This window comes from gamma proteobacterium symbiont of Axiagastus rosmarus (genome assembly GCF_059730925.1).
Window position 1 is genome coordinate 272,166 of record NZ_AP035925.1, and the last position, 17,905, is coordinate 290,070.

At 56.7% G+C, this 17,905-nt stretch carries 13 protein-coding genes; 7 read left to right on the top strand and 6 right to left on the bottom strand.

Translation table 11 applies throughout. The features are described 5' to 3' along the window. Positions 1-226: 226 nt before the first annotated feature. Positions 227-1,303, bottom strand: a complete 1,077-nt coding sequence (locus AC6I8F_RS01200) for an AI-2E family transporter (protein WP_150059640.1) — start codon at positions 1,301-1,303, stop codon at positions 227-229. Between the two features lie 208 nt (positions 1,304-1,511). Between AC6I8F_RS01200 and AC6I8F_RS01205 the strand changes: the two genes are divergently transcribed. The 4 genes from AC6I8F_RS01205 to iolB all read left to right on the top strand — a co-directional run bounded on the left by AC6I8F_RS01205 (position 1,512) and on the right by iolB (position 6,844). Next, a complete protein-coding gene (locus tag AC6I8F_RS01205) occupies positions 1,512-2,735 on the top strand; it encodes an MFS transporter (protein ID WP_498028407.1) in 1,224 nt (407 codons plus the stop codon). Between the two features lie 227 nt (positions 2,736-2,962). Further along, positions 2,963-3,925: an IS110 family RNA-guided transposase gene (locus AC6I8F_RS01210; protein ID WP_021312959.1), complete on the top strand. Its 963-nt coding sequence runs from the start codon at positions 2,963-2,965 to the stop codon at positions 3,923-3,925. Between the two features lie 574 nt (positions 3,926-4,499). Then, positions 4,500-6,005, top strand: coding sequence for a CoA-acylating methylmalonate-semialdehyde dehydrogenase (locus AC6I8F_RS01215; RefSeq protein WP_021507389.1), 1,506 nt, complete (start codon positions 4,500-4,502; stop codon positions 6,003-6,005). A gap of 23 nt (positions 6,006-6,028) precedes the next feature. Next, entirely contained in the window at positions 6,029-6,844 is an 816-nt protein-coding gene (gene iolB, locus AC6I8F_RS01220) for a 5-deoxy-glucuronate isomerase (protein WP_211726999.1), read from the top strand. A 121-nt stretch (positions 6,845-6,965) separates the two neighbouring features. On the opposite strand, the gene AC6I8F_RS01225 is transcribed toward iolB, so the two are convergent. Continuing rightward, positions 6,966-7,808 carry a MurR/RpiR family transcriptional regulator gene (locus AC6I8F_RS01225; protein WP_031279682.1) on the bottom strand — a complete coding sequence of 281 codons (843 nt, stop codon included), beginning with the start codon at positions 7,806-7,808 and terminating at the stop codon, positions 6,966-6,968. Between the two features lie 382 nt (positions 7,809-8,190). Continuing rightward, the gene (locus tag AC6I8F_RS01230; RefSeq protein ID WP_021507392.1) at positions 8,191-10,104 is read right to left on the bottom strand and encodes a bifunctional 5-dehydro-2-deoxygluconokinase/5-dehydro-2-deoxyphosphogluconate aldolase; all 1,914 of its coding nucleotides are present in this window, start codon (positions 10,102-10,104) and stop codon (positions 8,191-8,193) included. Positions 10,105-10,649: 545 nt separating this feature from the next. Between AC6I8F_RS01230 and iolD the strand changes: the two genes are divergently transcribed. The 3 genes from iolD to iolE all read left to right on the top strand — a co-directional run bounded on the left by iolD (position 10,650) and on the right by iolE (position 14,628). Next, positions 10,650-12,584, top strand: coding sequence for a 3D-(3,5/4)-trihydroxycyclohexane-1,2-dione acylhydrolase (decyclizing) (gene iolD / locus AC6I8F_RS01235; protein ID WP_021507393.1), 1,935 nt, complete (start codon positions 10,650-10,652; stop codon positions 12,582-12,584). Positions 12,585-12,648: 64 nt separating this feature from the next. Further along, positions 12,649-13,662, top strand: coding sequence for a bifunctional inositol 2-dehydrogenase/D-chiro-inositol 1-dehydrogenase (gene iolG, locus AC6I8F_RS01240; protein WP_021507394.1), 1,014 nt, complete (start codon positions 12,649-12,651; stop codon positions 13,660-13,662). Between the two features lie 69 nt (positions 13,663-13,731). Further along, positions 13,732-14,628 carry a myo-inosose-2 dehydratase gene (gene iolE / locus AC6I8F_RS01245; protein ID WP_127834680.1) on the top strand — a complete coding sequence of 299 codons (897 nt, stop codon included), beginning with the start codon at positions 13,732-13,734 and terminating at the stop codon, positions 14,626-14,628. 110 nt (positions 14,629-14,738) lie between these two features. Here iolE and AC6I8F_RS01250 read toward each other — a convergent pair whose 3' ends face one another. The 3 genes from AC6I8F_RS01250 to glpD all read right to left on the bottom strand — a co-directional run bounded on the left by AC6I8F_RS01250 (position 14,739) and on the right by glpD (position 17,725). Beyond that, positions 14,739-15,197: a DUF943 family protein gene (locus tag AC6I8F_RS01250; RefSeq protein ID WP_058770956.1), complete on the bottom strand. Its 459-nt coding sequence runs from the start codon at positions 15,195-15,197 to the stop codon at positions 14,739-14,741. Next, positions 15,197-16,036, bottom strand: coding sequence for a DUF3289 family protein (locus tag AC6I8F_RS01255; RefSeq protein WP_498028408.1), 840 nt, complete (start codon positions 16,034-16,036; stop codon positions 15,197-15,199). Before AC6I8F_RS01255 ends, AC6I8F_RS01250 begins: the two co-directional genes overlap by 1 nt. 180 nt (positions 16,037-16,216) lie before the next feature. Next, positions 16,217-17,725, bottom strand: a complete 1,509-nt coding sequence (glpD, locus tag AC6I8F_RS01260) for a glycerol-3-phosphate dehydrogenase (RefSeq protein WP_058759321.1) — start codon at positions 17,723-17,725, stop codon at positions 16,217-16,219. Positions 17,726-17,905: the final 180 nt, after the last annotated feature.

Sequence of the window (17,905 nt, forward strand, 5' to 3'; positions counted from 1 at the left end):
TACAAGTCAATTATGGTTTGCGCTTTGCGTTTATTGACAATGTTTTGCCGTTACTGGCATTTCCCGGCAGGAAAAGCCTGTGGCACGAGATGAGTAAGAATGTTGCGCCAGAATCATCAGGTATGGCGATGCGCACTGACGCCATACGGCGGCAACGTCACTGCGCAGGGGCGCTGCCAGACGATCGGCAAATACCGATCGTCTGGCATCGTGGCGTGGTAAGACGTTACGGGCGCGGCGCGGGCCGGTTATTTTTGACGCGCAGGCGCGGTTTGGGGCGGCCATTACCCAGCATTATCGCCAGCCGGCTGCCGCCCGGCGTGGTTTCCATCAGGATTTTGGTAACGCTGGTCAGCGGCACCGACAGCAGCATCCCGACCGGACCGAGCAGCCAGCCCCAGAAAATCAGCGACAGAAACACCACCAGCGTTGACAGTCCCAGCCCACGTCCCATCAGGCGCGGTTCCAGCATATTGCCAAACACCATGTGAATGGCACTGAACAGCGCCGCCACCAGCACGGCGTCATATACATCATTCAGCACCAGCGCCTGAATAAACGGCGGCACTCCGGCGATAATCGGGCCGATATTGGGGATAAAATTGAGGATAAAGGCGACAACACCCCAGAACAGCGCAAATTTGACGTCCAGCAGCATCAGCACCAGCCACACCGCCAGCCCGGTAATCAGGCTGACCAGCGTTTTCAGTGCCAGATAGTGCGTGACGCCCTTCAGCGCCTTGTGCAATCCGGCGATGCGGATCTGCGGATTCATCATCGCATTGCGCAATTTGTATGGCAGATGGTGCACCTCAAACAGCATGAACACCACAGTCAGAATCAACAGCACCACATTGGTCATGGCACCGGAGAACTGCGCCAGCAGCGTGGTGGCCATGTTCATAATCACATTGGGATCGAGCCGTGCCGCCAGTGCGCTGGTGGAGATATTGATATGAAACTGTGCGGCGAAATGCTGCAGCACCGTCAGCTTCTGTTCCAGCAGGCTGCGGATTTGCGGATAGGTATCGCTGAACTCGCTTACCGAACTGGCCAGCACCCCGACCAGCAGCAGCATCACAATGAAGATCACCGTGATCACCAGCGAGATCGCCACGCCGCGCCGCAAACCCCGGCGCATCAGCAGGGTCACCAGCGGATTAAGTACAATCGCCAGGAAACTGGCGAGTAAGAAGGGCACCAGAATATCCGACGCGGCACGAATGCCCGCCAGAATAATCACTAACATCGCCAGCTTGACCAGGATGTTCTGGCCAATTTTCTCCTGTGGCTTTTCGTTCATTCCCTCTCCTGAATGGTGGTTCGCTGTGGAAAGTGTAGTTGAACGCCAGTAAGTAATTGTTTGTTTAGGAGTAAGCGAAGCGAACCCGATAAGCACCGCCAGAGATACCGCCATCAGCCCGCCGCGAATCGACGGTGCGCACGGCGAGAAAAGGCGTATAGTGAGGCTTCAGCTATAAAAATTCCGTCAAACACGAGCGCAATCACTCATGCCTGACCAGCCCGCCGCGGCCGAATACAGCCGTTTTCGTCTGAATTTACAGATTCTCTCCATCGTGAAGTTCAACTTCGCCACCTATCTGACCATTGGCCTGCCGCTGGCGGTGCTGCCGGGCTTTGTCCATGACGGCCTGGGCTACAGCGCTTTCTGGGCCGGCGTGGTGATCAGCCTGCAATATGTCGCCACGCTGCTGAGCCGTCCGCATGCCGGTCGCTATGCCGACAGCTGGGGACCCAAAAAAGTGGTGGTGCTTGGGCTGTTTGGCAGCCTGGTGAGCGGACTGTGTATTTTGCTGTCGGCGCTGATAGAGGAGCAGGAGGTGCTCAGCCTCGCGCTGCTGTGCCTCGGGCGCGTGCTGCTGGGCGTCGGTCAGAGTTTCTGCGGCACCGGCACCTCGCTATGGGGCGTGGCGAAAGTCGGCTCGCTGCATATTGGTCGGGTGATCTCCTGGAACGGCATTGTCACCTATGGCGCAATGGCGATTGGCGCACCGCTTGGGGTGATGATCTTTCGCAGCGGCGGCCTGCTGCTGCTCTCCAGCGTGATTATCGCCATCAGCGTGCTGGCGATAGTGCTGGCGCTGCCCCGTGCGCCGGTGAAAGGCAGCAAGGCCAAACCGCTGCCGTTCCGTGCGGTGCTCGGTAAGGTGTACGGTTTTGGCCTGCTGCTGGCGATGGGCTCGGCGGGCTTTGGCGTGATCGCCACCTTTATCACCCTGTTTTATCAGGAGCAGGGCTGGGACGGTGCCGCCTTCGCGCTGACGCTGTTCAGCGCTGCGTTCGTCGGCATGCGCCTGCTGTTTCCCAACGCCATTAATAAGCTCGGCGGACTGCGCGTCGCCAGCCTGTGTTTTGCCGTCGAGGCGATTGGCCTGCTGCTGGTGGCGGGCGCGTTCGATCCGTGGATGGCGAAGTTCGGCGCTTTTCTCACCGGCGCCGGTTTCTCGCTGGTGTTTCCGGCGATTGGCGTGGTCGCAGTCAAAGTGGTGCCGCAGCAGAACCAGGGCAGCGCGCTGGCCACCTACACCGCGTTTATGGATCTGTCGCTCGGCATCACCGGTCCGATCGCGGGCTTTATCATGAGCTTCGCCGGTGTACAGCTGGTCTACCTGCTGACTGCGCTGCTGGTGGGATTTGCGCTGCTTTGTACCCTGCGGATGATCAAGCGTCAGGCTGGATTGCCAGCCGAGGATACTGCGTCCAGGTCGCCATAAATGGCGCCCCTTATATCCCGATCATTCTCCTCCGGGTATGATGATCCCCGACTGATCATCGGGAAGTTGCTGGTGAGATGGGGGCGCCCCCTGGGCATAAAGCCTGCTTCGTAGATTCATCCCCGGCAACTTAACTCCCGCCTTCAAGACCGGACGGTATCCTGTGCCCCGAGCACGCATCCATAAGGATGGTCATGGCGGTTTCCCTGTGCTGTTAAGGAGAATCTATGCAAACCCGTATGCCTGTCGGCATTGATGTTGCCTCCGGAAAGTTTGATGTGGCCGTCTGGAAAGGCGACACGTCTTACAAAACCAAAGTCTTTCCCAACACCCCTAAGGGCTTTATCGCCCTGAAAAAATGGCTGGAGCCGTTCGGCTGCTGCCATATCTGCATGGAGGCTACCGGCGCGTACAGTGAGCCGCTGGCCACCTTCCTGCACGACGAAGGCTATGATGTCAGCGTGGAAAATCCCGCGCGCATCAGGCGCTTCGGACAGGCGGAGCTGAGCCGTAACAAGACGGATAAAGACGATGCGCGCATGATAGCGCGCTACTGTAAACTGCACGGCCCGTCGCTGTGGCAGCCGGCGCCGCTGAATGAACGCAGGCTGAAGGCGCTGGTGAAGCGCCTGACGAATCTTCAGGAAATGCGGCAGATGGAAGAGAACCGGCTGGAGGTCTCGGATGCGGTGGTGCAGCCCTCAATCCGCGTGGTCATTGCGGCGCTGGATGCGCAGATAGACGAAACGAAGCGGGCAATAAACGACCATATCGACAATGATCCGGGCCTTAAAAAGAACAGGGAACTGCTGGAGTCCATCCCGGGCATCGCGGGCGTGCTGAGCAGCACGATGCTGGCGTATCTGGGGGACATGTCGAGGTTCAGCAGCAGCAAGGCGCTTGTGGCGTGGGTGGGTCTGAATCCGATGCGGCAGGAGTCCGGTGAGTGGAAGGGCAAAAGCAGGATATCGAAGATGGGCAACAGCGCGATGCGCAAGGCCCTGTACATGCCTGCGATAGTGGCGATGAAGTGGAATCCGGCGGTGAGTGCGCTGAAGAAACGGCTGGATGCGGGTAAGAAAACGGGAAAAGTCGTGGTGTGCGCGGCGATGAAGAAGCTGCTGCAGCTGGCTTATGGCGTGCTGAAATCGGGTCGTCCGTTCGATGCCGAAATATGTCTTGCCAGGTAACCGGCAAGACGGTATCTACAACATGACAGAGCGCGCATTGATGTGCATCGGGCAATCCGCTGCGGCAATCACGCATCGGATGGGGGAAACAGGTGAAAAAAAGGCCTCCGACCGAGGCCAACACTAACAAAAGCGTGTCGCTAAGACACAGATAAGGGTTCGTTTCACATCGTATTGCCTGCAGATACTGCAAAGAAAACATTTATTTCGTTTTAATTGAATTATGAAATAACGGATATTGGATCTGCCTCGCAAAAATTTCATATTTCGTTTCATCCAGCCACGCTGCGGCGCTGACCCTCTCGCTGACTGCTCGTCCTGCTAATCTCCCTGCTGCTGATTACGGGCGCAGGCAGCATAGGCATTGTCATCAGGCCCGCACTTTGCGCCAGTCCGCTAACGCTGGCGGAAAAATGCGATCCAGGCCGCTAAAAGTAAATTTTCCAAAAAGAACTATTTGAAAAATTTATTTCACTGTAATAGCTTCATAGCACGCTTTCCGTATTGCCTGATCGGGCGCGACCCAGACTGACCCGCGGCCTGCAGGGACCTTACACATCAAAGAGGCAACGACATGACTATCGTAGGAAACTTTATCGGCGGCAAAATCACGCACAGCGCCAGCAACGAAACCATTCCGGTCTACGATCCGGCGACCGGCAAAGTGATCCGCGAACTGACGCAAAGCACGGCGGCAGAAGTGGCGCAGGCCATTGAGGTCGCCCATGCGGCGTTTCCGGAATGGTCGAAAACGGCGCCGCTGCGTCGTGCCCGCGTCATGTTCAACTTCAAAGCGCTGATGGAAAAACATCGCGATGAACTGGCGGCACTGATTGTTTCTGAGCACGGTAAAGTCTGGTCCGACGCACTGGGTGAGCTGACGCGCGGCATCGAAGTGATCGAATTTGCCTGCGGCATTCCGCACCTGATCAAAGGGGAAAACTCACCGAACGTCGGTTCCGGCGTCGACAGCTATTCACTGATGCAGCCGGTGGGTGTGGTCGCGGGCATTACGCCGTTCAACTTCCCGGCGATGGTGCCGCTGTGGATGTTCCCCATCGCGCTGGCGTGCGGTAATACCTTTGTGCTGAAGCCGCCGGCGCTCGATCCTTCTGCCTCGGTACGCATGGCTGAGCTGCTGAAAGAAGCGGGCCTGCCGGATGGCGTGTTCAACGTGGTGCACTCCTCAAACGAAGACGCCGAGCAGCTGTATAAAGATCCGCGCATCGCGGCGGTCAGCTTCGTCGGCTCGTCCGGCGTGGCCGAGCACATCTACAAAACCGCCAGCGCGCATGGCAAACGCGTGCAGGCCTTCGGCGCCGCGAAAAACCACGCCATTGTGATGCCGGATGCCGATCTGGATGCCACCGTGAACGCTATCATGGGCGGTGCTTTCGGTTCTGCCGGGGAACGCTGCATGGCGCTGCCGGTGGTGGTGGCGGTTGGCGACGATACAGCTGATAAACTGATTTCGCGCCTGACGCCGCTGATCAAAGCGCTGCGCGTGGGGCCGGGCATGCAGCAGGGTGCCGAAGAGAATGAAATGGGACCGGTGGTATCCGCTGCGCACCAGAAGAAAGTGCTGGGCTACATCGACAAAGGTGAGCAGGAAGGCGCGACGCTGGTGGTTGACGGACGCGGCGTGAAAGTCGCGGGCCATGAAGAGGGCTACTACGTTGGCGGTACGCTGTTCGATAACGTCACGCCGGAGATGGTGATTTGGCGCGAAGAGATTTTCGGACCGGTGCTGAGCATCATGCGCGCCAGCGACTTCGACAGCGCGCTGCAGCTGGTGAATAGCCACGAATTTGGTAACGGCAGCGCCATCTTCACCAGCAACGGCCACACCGCCCGTGAATTTGTGCACAACGTGGAAGCGGGCATGGTGGGCGTCAATGTGCCGGTGCCGGTGCCGATGGCGTTCCACAGCTTTGGCGGCTGGAAGCGTTCGGTGTTTGGTGCGCTCAACGTGCACGGTCCGGACGGGGTGCGTTTCTACACCCGCATGAAAACGGCAACAGTGCGCTGGCCAAGCGGTCAGCAGACCGTTTCTGAATTCAGCATGCCAACGCTGGGTTAATGTCGCGCAACAGGAGAAACAGGATGTCACTGATTTCAAAAGTGCAGCAGCCGGACAGCCACGGGCGTATCCAGCACGTGACGCCCGAGAGCGCCGGCTGGGAATATGTGGGCTTTGACGCTTATCTGCTGAAAAAGGGCCAGACGCTGCGGTTAAGCAGCGGCGAGAGAGAGCTGTGCCTGGTGCTGGTGGCCGGTCTGGCGTCGGTGAAAACCCGCGACGCAGAATTCCCCGGCATCGGTAAGCGCCAGTCGCCGTTTGAGCGCACGCCGCCTTACTCGGTTTACGTGCCGCATCATGATGAGGTTGAAGTCACTGCCGACAGCGATCTGGAGCTGGCGGTATGCAGTGCGCCGGGCAGTGGCAATCTGCCGGCGCGGCTGATTGCACCGCAGGATGTTGGCGTGGAGCACCGTGGCAAAGGGCGCAATCAGCGCCTGGTGCATAACATTCTGCCGGATAATCAACCGGCCGACAGCCTGCTGGTGGTGGAAGTGTATACCGACGAGGGCGCGACCAGTTCGTACCCCAGCCACAAGCACGATGAGAAGGACAGCCCGGACGAAACCTATCTGGAAGAGACCTATTATCACCGTTTCGATCCTGAGCCCGGTTTCGCCATGCAGCGCGTCTACACCGACGACCGTTCGCTCGACGAGTGTATGGCCCCGTATAACCGCGATGTGGTAACGGTGCCGCGCGGGTATCATCCGGTGGCGACTCTGGCCGGTTACGATAACTATTATCTGAACGTGATGGCCGGGCCGGTACGGCTGTGGAAATTTACCTGGGAAAAGGATCACGCCTGGGTGAACAGTGAGCAGTATCCGCGCCGTTAATCGGGTCTCCGCGCGGTCGCCGGAAATGCGCACCAGGTTAAACGGCACACGCATTCACTGATGCGCACAGATAAAAAAAGGCAGCCAGATGGCTGCCTTTGTTCCATTCGGTACCTGAGGTTTATTCGCTGCTGCTGTTATTCAGCGCCAGCGACACCGCCAGGGTTTGCGCCAGGCACAGCGAGGCCACCTGCGAGCGGAAGCCATCCACCTGCGCTTCGCGCACCACAAAACAGACATCGCTGAACGCTGCCAGCGGGCTGACCTGGCTGTCGGTGATGGCGATCTGATGCGCGCCACGTTTAGCACCCAGCTCCACCAGTTCCACTGCTTCACGCGCATACGGCGAGTAGCTGATGGCGATGACCACGTCTTTCGGATTCACCATGCTGAGCTGTTCAGTGAACATGCCGCCCAGGCCATCAATCAGAAAAGCGCGACGCTCCAGATGGCGCAGCGCATACACCAGATACGAGGCCACGCTGAACGAGCGGCGCAAACCGATGATGTAGATGTTCTCCGCCTCGTTGAGCATCTTCACCGCTTTGTTCAGCTGGTCGGGATTCACCTGCATCGCCAGCTGCTGCAGCGCCTGGCTGTTGACCATGGTAAAGACGTTGAGGATCTCCACCGGGCTCTCCGGTGAGCTGGCGCTGTCGTCGGTGGCCGTCTGGCGGAACAGGCGCGCCCGTTCGGTATAGTTCACGGTCTCTTCCATCAGGTGCTGACGAAAGACCTGTTTCATTTCGTTGAAGCCGCTAAAGCCGAACGCGTTGGCGAAGCGGATCAGCGTGGAGGGCGGAACATCCGCCTGCTGGGCGATAGAAGCGACGGTATCAAACGCGATGCTGTTGCTGTTATCAAGGATATAACGAGCCACCTGCTTCAGGCGTTTACTCAGCGTCTCGTAGCGACGACGGATATCGTCCTGTAACAAGGTTAATTGCGTTGGGTTATTGGTCATTACTTCGGCCCGTCAGAAAAGGAAATATGGCTGGATAATGAGCGCTATAGTACCAGATGGATGGAAAATTTCATTTGTTTGACGCTATCGTGAAGGCTATTTCATCGGTTTATGAATTGCCTCACAAAACTCAGGGGGTTGAGGGCTTTCCCTCACCCTAACCCTCTCCCGCACGCGGGAGAGGGGACAGTCCGGAGCGGTTTATCAGGCGGGTCGCAAGGTTTTGCTTCTTCATTCAGTGAGAGAGGGAACAGTCCGGAGCGGTCTGATCGGCCTGACAGGCCTGCCACAATGCTTAACGACCTGCCTGAACGGCATCCGCGCGCAACTCACTAAAAAGCGGCCCGTCAGGCCGCTTCTCAGTACATCCTCTTCAAATCCGTCAGCCGCGCGCGGCGCGCCAGTAGCCAATCAGGCGCAGATAATTGCCTTTCACGGTCTCAATCAGCGCCTTATCATCCAGCTCACCGTTCAGCCACTGGCGTGACGGCTGGCCAAAAATGGTGCGACCCACGGCAAAACCTTTCACCCACGTCGCCTGCGCGGCGGCGGCGAAGCCGGCTTTCAGCTTCTCTTCCGGCGCATCAAGGCCGAGTAACAGAATGCCGCGACAGTGCGGATCCTGCTGCTCAATCAGCTCGCCGATCGCCTGCCAGCTCTCCGCCGTCAGCGGTGGTAGCTTCCACCAGTCCGGCTGCACGCCCAGGCTATAGAAGTGGCTCAGCATGTCGTAATAGTAGGACTCGTTACGGTCCGGGTTGCTCTCCGGCAGAATCACTTCCAGCAGCAACTCGTGCCCGCTTTTGTTACAGCTGCGCCACACGTCAAGAACCAGTTCGTCCTGCTCTTTACGCAGTTCAGCACTGTCATGGGGATGGTAAAACACCAGGCATTTGACGACGTGTTCGGCCGGCCAGTCCACCAGCTGAGAGCCAATATTGCCGTGCTCAAGACGCAGTGGCCGTGAGCTCGGCAGCTCGATGGGCCGCCCAATCCACCAGTGCTTGCCGGTGATGGCGTTGAGCGCTTTCTGGCCGTACGTGGTATCCGCCAGGATACCACTCTTCTCATTGAGACCGGCTTCGTTAGCCGCCTCCTGTGCCGCCTGCAGCAGCAGCAGTTTCAGTTGCGGAATGCGCTCCTCGCTGACGCCCGCTTCGCGCGCCATATCGGCCAGCTGTTTACGGTGGTCAAAGGCGAACACATTCAGCTCCGGCCACTGCTGCTTACGCGTGGTAACGCGATGCAGATGATTGAGGCGCGCGTCCAGATCCGGGCGTTTCACCGCGTTATCGCGGCTGAGGAAATCGTCCAGCTCCTCTTTGGTTGGCATCGCCGGTGCACAGCCGTGACGGGATACCACCAGCGCGCCACAGGCGTTGGCGTAGCGGCACGCCTGTTCCCAGCTCTCATCGTTGAGCCAGCCGCGCAGCAGGCCCGACATAAACGCATCGCCGGCGCCCAGCACGTTGAGCACCTCAACGCGCACGCCGCTGTGCAGGCGCGTCTGTTCCCAGCTGTCAGGAATTTCGCCCTCAAACACCACACAACCCAGCGGCCCGCGTTTGCAGACCAGCGTGGCGCTGCTGGCCTTACGCACATTTTTCAGCGCGGTCAGCGTATCGGTACTGCCACCGGCGATATGGAATTCTTCTTCCGTTCCGACGATCAGATCGAAATAGTGCACCACTTCCTGCAGCTGCTGCGTCACCTGGCCGGATTCAATGAAACGTGTTTCACCGTCACCCAGTGAGGTCAGACCCCATAGCACCGGGCGATAATCGATATCCAGCGCGGTGCGCAGACCGTTGCGCCGGGCAATATCCAGCGCTTTCAGCACCGCCGCCCGCGTGTCCGGATGCGACAGGTGGGTGCCGGTTACCGCCACGGCGCGGGACGAGGTAATGAACTCTTCGCGAATGTCCTCGGGAACCAGCCCCATATCAGCACAGTTGTCGCGATAGAAAATCAGCGGAAAGGTCTCTTCGTCTTTGATGCCGAGAATCACCAGCCCTGTCAGGCGCTGCTTATCGGTGATCAGCCCGTCAGTATTGCAGCCCACGCGCTGCAGTTCTTCACGCAGGAAGCGGCCATTGTGTTCGTCACCGACGCGCGCCAGCATCGCCGACTTCAGCCCCTGAATCGCGGTGCCATAGGCTACGTTGCCGGAAGAGCCGCCGAGGTATTTGTTAAAGCTGGTCATATCTTCCAGGCGCGAGCCAATTTGCTGGCCGTAAAGATCGACGGCGATGCGTCCAATACAAATCACATCAAGCCGCTTCTGTTGTGTACTCATACTGATGGTTTCCTTCTGTGATAAGCAGACACGGCGGGCGCTGCCGCCCACTATCAAGCGCAATGCTTCCGGGGTCTCGGGGTGCCTGACTGGCTATGTGGGCAGTATGAGGAATAAAAATTCCAAACACAATATGAAATGAAACATCCATCGCGATTTTGTGAGCCAGGTAAAACTCTGGTGCCGCTACCTTTCCCGCCCTTTACGGCTTGCCCGTTTCGCGGGTGCTCTGGCTTGTGAGCCAGCTCGCAGGAAATGATGACGGATGAGAGGAAGCTGCTGACGTGAAATGAAATTTCGTTATGATGGCTGAGGCATAGCAGGTTGTTTCACTTTGCTGTCATCCCGTCCCGTCATCGCCCGCGTTTCAGCGCCGAATTTGATCTTCATCGCAAAATGAAATGTTTCTTCTGTAATCAGGTTTAATGGAAAAAACATTTGTTTATAATCGCCACACGTTTCACTTAGCGTCGGGCGCGTTTTCACCGCCGACCCGAATCGCGTCGTACCCCCTGAGCGGGTACCACATGTAAAGGAAGAAGCATATGGGCACTATCAGACTGACTACCGCACAGGCGCTGGTGAAATTTCTGGATAACCAGTACCTGAACGTTGACGGCGTTGAAACCAAATTCGTGCACGGCATCTTTGCTATTTTCGGCCACGGCAATGTGCTCGGCCTCGGCCAGGCGCTGGAGCAGGACAGCGGCGATTTACAGGTGTATCAGGGCCGTAACGAGCAGGGTATGGCGCACGCTGCCATCGGTTTTGCCCGGCAGTCGCTGCGCCGTCAAATCATTGCCTGTACCTCTTCCGTCGGACCGGGTGCCGCCAACATGATTACCGCGGCAGCCACGGCAACAGCCAACCGGATTCCACTGCTGCTGCTGCCGGGCGATGTGTTCGCCACGCGCCAGCCGGACCCGGTGCTGCAGCAGATCGAGCAGAGTCACGATCTCAGCATCAGCACCAACGATGCCTTCCGCGCAGTGAGTAAATACTGGGACCGCGTGAGCCGTCCGGAACAGCTGATGACCGCCTGTATCAATGCGCTGCGCGTGCTGACCGATCCGGCGGAAACCGGGGCGGTAACGCTGGCGCTGCCGCAGGATGTGCAGGGCGAAGCCTGGGATTTCCCGGAATACTTCTTCCAGAAACGCGTGCATTTGCTTGACCGGCGTCTGCCGACGGCGGCCCAGCTGGACGCGGCGCTGGCATTGATTGCGCGTAAGCACAAGCCGCTGATTGTAGTGGGTGGCGGCGTGAAATACTCCGATGCCGGTCAGGCGCTGCTGAGCTTTGCCGAGCGTTTCAATATTCCATTTGCCGAAACGCAGGCCGGCAAAGGCACCATCGTTTCCGACCATCCGCTGAACGTGGGCGGCGTGGGTGAAACCGGCTGTCTGGCGGCGAACCTGCTGGCTAAAGAGGCCGATCTGGTGATCGGTATTGGTACGCGCTATACCGATTTCACCACGGCTTCAAAATGGATTTTCCAGCATCCGGAAATCAGCTACCTCAACATTAACGTCAACAACTTCGACAGCTACAAGCTGGATGGCGTGCAGCTGCTGGCGGATGCACGCGAGGGATTAACCGCGCTGGAAGCCGGACTGAACGGCTTTGAGAATCACTGGGGTGGTCAGATTGAACAGGCGCAGAGCAAGCTGCTGAAAGAGACGCAGCGCGTGTACGCCGCCACTTTCAACACCGACGACTTTATTCCGGAAATCGCTGACCACATCGATCGCACCGCGCTGTTCGCCGAGTTTGAGCGTTTGACAAAGTCGGTGCTGACGCAGAGCAGCGTGCTGGGCACCTTAAACGAACAGTTGCCAAAGGATGCGGTGATTGTCGCCGCCGCCGGCAGTCTGCCGGGTGACCTGCAGCGCGTATGGCGCACCAAAGATTACAACGCGTATCACGTTGAGTACGGCTACTCGTGCATGGGTTACGAAGTGAATGCCGCGCTGGGCGTGAAGCTGGCACAGCCGCAGCGCGAAGTCTACGCCATGGTGGGTGACGGCTCATTCATGATGCTGCACTCCGAGCTGGTCACCTCGATTCAGGAAGGGGCGAAAATCAACGTCATCCTGCTGGATAACATGACCAATGGCTGCATCAACAACCTGCAGATGGAACACGGCATGGACAGTTTCAACACCGAGTTCCGCTTCCGTAATCCGCAGGGCGGCAAGCTGGATGGCGGCTTCGTGCCGGTAGATTTCGCGGCGATAGCCGCCGGCTACGGCTGTAAAACCTACCGTGTCACCACGCTGGAGCAGCTGAAAGCGGCACTGGAAGATGCGCAGCAGCAGACGGTTTCGACCCTGATTGACATCAAAGTGCTGCCGAAAACCATGGTGCACAAATACTTCAGCTGGTGGCACGTCGGCGTGGCGCAGGCTTCCACCTCAGAGCGGACGCAGCAGGTGGCCGACAAGCTCAATCAGCATATTCAACAGGCGCGTAAGTACTAACCCTTTTCAGGCCGGCGCTGCCCGGCCCGTTTTACCCTACTTATCCGACTCTACAGGTGTAATTATGACGCTCAAACTCGGTGTAATCGGTACCGGCGCAATTGGTCAGGAACATATTCGTCGCTGCAACAACGTGCTGCAGGGCGCAAAAGTGGTGGCGGTTTCAGACATCAATGTGGAAGGGGCGCGCGCGGCGCTGCAGCGGCTGAATATCCAGGCCGAAGTGTATCAGGATGGTCATCAGGTGATTAACTCGCCGGAAGTGGATGCCGTGCTTGTGACCTCGTGGGACCCGACGCATGAAGAGTTCACGCTGGCCGCGATTGCCGCCGGGAAACCGGTGTTCTGCGAGAAGCCGCTGGCACTGAGCGCGGAGGGCTGCCGTCGCATTGTCGACGCCGAGATCGCGCACGGCAAACGTCTGGTGCAGGTGGGCTTTATGCGCCCGTATGATGCCGGCTATCGCGCGCTGAAAAAGGTGATCACCGACGGTGACATCGGCGAGCCGCTGATGCTGCACTGCGCACACCGTAATCAGAGCGTCGGCGAGAATTACACCACCGACATGGCTATTACCAATACCCTGATTCACGAGCTGGATGTCCTGCGCTGGCTGACCGAGGACGATTACAAAAGCGTGCAGGTGGTGTTCCCGCGCACGACTTCAAAGTCACACGCGAAGCTGAAAGATCCGCAGATCGTGCTGTTTGAAACGCAGAAGGGCATCCGCATCGATGTAGAGATCTTTGTTAACTGTGCGTACGGCTATGACATTCAGTGTGAAGTGGTGGGCGAAGAGGGCATCGCCAGACTGCCGGAGCCGTCGGCCATTCAGATGCGCAAAGATGCCCGCCTTGGCAACGCGCTGCTGACCGACTGGAAAGATCGCTTTATCGACGCCTACGACGTTGAGCTGCAGGCGTTTATCAATGATGTGAAAGCGGGCCAGCTGAGCGGGCCTTCCGCCTGGGATGGCTTTGCCGCCTCGGTGGCTGCCGATGCCTGCCTGAAGGCGCAAACCAGCGGCGCGATTGAGCCCGTTGCCATGCCGCCGCGTCCGGCGTTTTACCAGAAATAATCAGGCGCGAGCGCTAAACCTATCCACGGCAGCGGATTACCGCTGCCTCTCTGTATCAGGGAGCTGAAAATGAACCAAGAGAACGTCAAACTGGCGATTGCGCCGATTGGCTGGACCAACGACGACATGCCGGAACTCGGCAGCGAAAATACTTTCCAGCAAACGGTCAGCGAGATGGCACTGGCGGGTTTCACCGGCAGCGAAGTGGGCAGCAAGTATCCGCGCGATCCGGCAGTGCTGAAGCCGATGCTGGATATCCGCGGTATGCAGATTTGTAACGCCTGGTTTAGTACCTTTTTTGCCAACGGTGACAAAGCGAAAACCATCGATCAGTTCATCAACCACATGAACTTCCTGCACGCCATGGGCGCGCGCGTGATTGGCTGCTCGGAACAGAGCAAAAGCATTCAGGGCACATCGCTGCCGGTGCTGGAGCAGAAGCCGGTTTTCACTGACGAAGAGTGGCGCCTGACGGCAGAAGGTTACAACGAACTGGCGGCGATCGCAGCGCAGAAAGGGATGCGCGTGACGCTGCATCATCACATGGGTACCGGCATTCAGACGCCAGCCGAGATCGACCGTTTTATGGCAATGACCAACGATAACGTCGGTCTGCTGTACGACACCGGCCACATTTACTACTCCGAAGGATCACAGCAGGTGATGCTGGATGTGCTGACCCAGCATCTGCCGCGTATTTTCCACGTGCATCTGAAGGATGTGCGTGACAGCGTGGTGGCAGAGGTGCGCGCAAACTCGCTGTCGTTCCTCGACGGAGTGAAAAAAGGCACCTTCACCGTACCAGGCGATGGCGTGATCGATTTCAAACCGGTATTCAAAATCCTCGATGATTACGGCTATAAAGGCTGGATGGTGGTCGAAGCGGAGCAGGATCCGGCCCTCGCTAACCCATTCGAATATGCAGTGAAAGCCCGTAAATATATTCGTGACAATGCCGGGCTGTAAATTTGCGTGTTAATTAGCGCAATGAATTGCGCCGCTACGGTAAATTCGACAGTGACTTTCGTCATTATCGACCGCACACACTGTAGCGGCGCGATTTATCGCGCTATGTATCAATTGCTCTTCTGCAATCGACTCATTTCATTGTCTTTATTCACTGTGTAATCTCCTGAATCCAGTGAGAATATCACGCCACCATCCTGCTTCCGCTGAATTTTCATCAGTAAATTTTTATCCAGACAATTAGCAGGGGGTTGCATTTGCTTAAAGCAAATGCGGTCCTTTTTTTCCAATGACTGATATCCCTCACCTAGTGCATAAAAATAATAGGTAATGGGGCCATTATCATTAAAGGCTTTAATATTGTATTTTGACGTTATTTGCGGCTGGTGAATCAACCACCACCTTATTTTTTTATCGTCAGAGTAAGGCAGGTGATCGACGATAATTGATGCAGAATAGTAATCCTGGTGAACGTCAATAACGTTAACTTCCCTGAAGTTCAGGTAGCAGTATATGCCACTGGCTAATGCAACAAGCAGAATTAATCCTGCCCATGTCTTCCTGTTCATTAACGGCCGCCTTCAATATCTATCACAGCATCCATGTTCGTCAGAAAAGGACGAAAGCCAAATTTATCATAACGTTGTAAGGTGAACCATATCTTAAAAAACTGAAATTGTCTGAATTTATGCTTGTGAATATCATGCGTATCCAGACCGAAATGATCCTGTCCGCTGAAGCGCATTTTTGCCCTCCAGCGCGCACCATTAACGTCAAGACTCAATATGTCAATTTTGGTAGCATAAACATCATGAACAGTAATGCCTAAACCATTTATTTTATCCATAATTAATGAATCGAACTTTGGCAGGATCGAGTTATTAATGGCAGAATTAATATCACCTATATTTTTCAATGGCAGGCCTTTGATACCATAATCAATATTAACATTGAGCGTATCAATTATGGCTTTGTGTGTACTGTTTATGCTTCTGTCGTTCATAATTTTGTCCCGATATGGCATATCCAGCGACAAATCCCGAAACGGCAGGCCGCTGGAGCGCATAAAATGCTCCAGCATCTTATTTATCAGGAAACGTTGCGGGCCAACAAGCGCGAAAGGTAATGACGTGGTTTGCATCTCAGCAAACAGCAGCCTGGCGCACTCCAGCGGTGAAAGCTTTTCGCCAGGTTTCGCATAAGCACCAGCAAAGCGCGACTGGGGATTATGGAAGGGATGCAGCCGCGTCATGCTCCATGGGTCGACCACATTGGAAATGTGGGTGAGGCCGAATTCGTTTTTCATCCGGCGTTCACAGATATCGCCGTAGCGCATATCGTCAGCGCCATAGTCATTAAACATGCGCTGTGTGGTGAAGATATTGAGCGGAAAAGTGGCTAAAGCCATGCGTGATACTCCCTGTCACTGACGAGTCCGTTAATCCGGTCGCGGATTATTTAGTCAGTAAGTGGAGCGGTGAGAATTGATCTGGTGCAGTGCCTTGTGTGAATAACCTCTCGCCGACACAAAAAGAGAAAAAACAAAAACCCCGCGCGGTGGCGGGGTTGAGGATAATGCTGAAGGCAATTACGAAGCCAGCGACAGCGCCGGTTTCTGGCCGTTTTCTGCCAGCCAGTCGCGGATGCGCGCCTGTTCGGCTTCGCTCAGCCACATACCCTGCTTGGTACGGCGCCAGATGGCGTCGTCCAGCTCGCGCACCCACTCGTGCTTCACCAGGTAACGCAGTTCGGCTTCATAGAATTCGTGGCCAAAGTTTTCACCCAGATCTTCACGGCTCTTCGCGCCTTCCAGCAGCACTTCAGTACGGCTGCCGTAGGTGCGGGCGAAGTGACGCGCCATGCCTTCGCTGATGAACGGATAGCGACGGCGCAGGCTGGCAGCGTAATCTTCACGCGTACCGGAGAAATCACCGCCTGGCAGCACGGCGTTTTTGGTCCACGCCGGACCGGCATCGGGGTAGTATTTCGCCAGTTTCTCCAGCGCATGCTCCGCCAGCTTGCGATAGGTGGTCAGCTTGCCGCCGAACACAGACAGCAGCGGTGCCTGACCGTTGTCATCGTGCACGTCCAGCGTGTAATCACGGGTGATCGCCTGCGGTGAATCGGATTCATCATCGCACAGCGGACGCACGCCGGAGTAGGTCCAGACGATATCGTCGCTGGTCAGTTGCTTTTTAAAGTGCGCGTTATACACCTTCAGCAGGTAGCTGATTTCATTGTCATCGATTTTGACATTTTTCGGATCGCCTTTGTATTCGACGTCGGTGGTACCGATGATTGAAAACTCATCCATCCACGGAATTACAAACACGATGCGGTTATCTTCGTTCTGCAGAATGTAAGCCTGCTTCTCGGTGTGCACGCGCGGCACTACGATATGGCTGCCTTTGATAAGGCGAATACCGTACGGCGATTTCAGCTTCAGGCCATCGTCAAAGAACTGTTTCACCCAGGGACCGGCGGCGTTAACCAGCCCTTTGGCGCGCCAGGTGTAGGTTTTGCCGGTATCGACGTCTTCCGCTTCCACCATCCACAGGCCAGCTTCACGCCAGGCGCGGGTTACGCGGGTGCGGGTGCGCACTTCGCCGCCCTGTTTCACCACTTCCTGCGCGTTAAGCACCACCATGCGCGCATCGTCTACCCAGCAGTCGGAATATTCGAAACCGCGCGTAATTTCAGGCTTCAGGGCCGATTCCGCGCCAAAACGCAGACCTTTACTGCCTGGCAGCGTAGTGCGCTTACCGAGGCGATCGTACATAAACAGGCCCATGCGGATCATCCACGCCGGACGCAGATGCGGGCGGTGTGGCAGACGGAAACGCATCGGGAAGGCGATGTGTGGCGCCATTTTCAGCAGCACTTCACGTTCGGCCAGCGCTTCGCCCACCAGACGGAATTCGTAATGTTCCAGATAGCGCAGGCCACCGTGAATCAGCTTGGAACTGGCAGAGGAGGTTGCACAGGCCAAATCCCGCGCCTCCAGCATCAGCACTGACAGGCCGCGTCCTGCAGCATCCACTGCAATGCCGGCACCGTTGATGCCGCCGCCGATCACGATCAGGTCTTTGGTTTCCACGTCATCTCCTCCGATGTTCGGAATAGTTCTAAAATGTTCGTTTTCGAGCGTAATAATAATCGGAAACCAACATTGACGCCAGCGCTTAACTCAATAAAAACATTCTTGCGTGATATAGCTAACATTTCGGCAGGAAAAAAATCACATACCCACAGGATTTGTCAGGTTATGGCGGCGGCT

Coding starts and splice junctions, on each gene's coding strand:
- AC6I8F_RS01200 (WP_150059640.1), bottom strand. CDS start 1,303: ATGAACGAAAAGCCACAGGAGAAAATTGGCCAGAACATCCTGGTCAAG.
- AC6I8F_RS01205 (WP_498028407.1), top strand. CDS start 1,512: ATGCCTGACCAGCCCGCCGCGGCCGAATACAGCCGTTTTCGTCTGAAT.
- AC6I8F_RS01210 (WP_021312959.1), top strand. CDS start 2,963: ATGCAAACCCGTATGCCTGTCGGCATTGATGTTGCCTCCGGAAAGTTT.
- AC6I8F_RS01215 (WP_021507389.1), top strand. CDS start 4,500: ATGACTATCGTAGGAAACTTTATCGGCGGCAAAATCACGCACAGCGCC.
- iolB (WP_211726999.1), top strand. CDS start 6,029: ATGTCACTGATTTCAAAAGTGCAGCAGCCGGACAGCCACGGGCGTATC.
- AC6I8F_RS01225 (WP_031279682.1), bottom strand. CDS start 7,808: ATGACCAATAACCCAACGCAATTAACCTTGTTACAGGACGATATCCGT.
- AC6I8F_RS01230 (WP_021507392.1), bottom strand. CDS start 10,104: ATGAGTACACAACAGAAGCGGCTTGATGTGATTTGTATTGGACGCATC.
- iolD (WP_021507393.1), top strand. CDS start 10,650: ATGGGCACTATCAGACTGACTACCGCACAGGCGCTGGTGAAATTTCTG.
- iolG (WP_021507394.1), top strand. CDS start 12,649: ATGACGCTCAAACTCGGTGTAATCGGTACCGGCGCAATTGGTCAGGAA.
- iolE (WP_127834680.1), top strand. CDS start 13,732: ATGAACCAAGAGAACGTCAAACTGGCGATTGCGCCGATTGGCTGGACC.
- AC6I8F_RS01250 (WP_058770956.1), bottom strand. CDS start 15,197: ATGAACAGGAAGACATGGGCAGGATTAATTCTGCTTGTTGCATTAGCC.
- AC6I8F_RS01255 (WP_498028408.1), bottom strand. CDS start 16,036: ATGGCTTTAGCCACTTTTCCGCTCAATATCTTCACCACACAGCGCATG.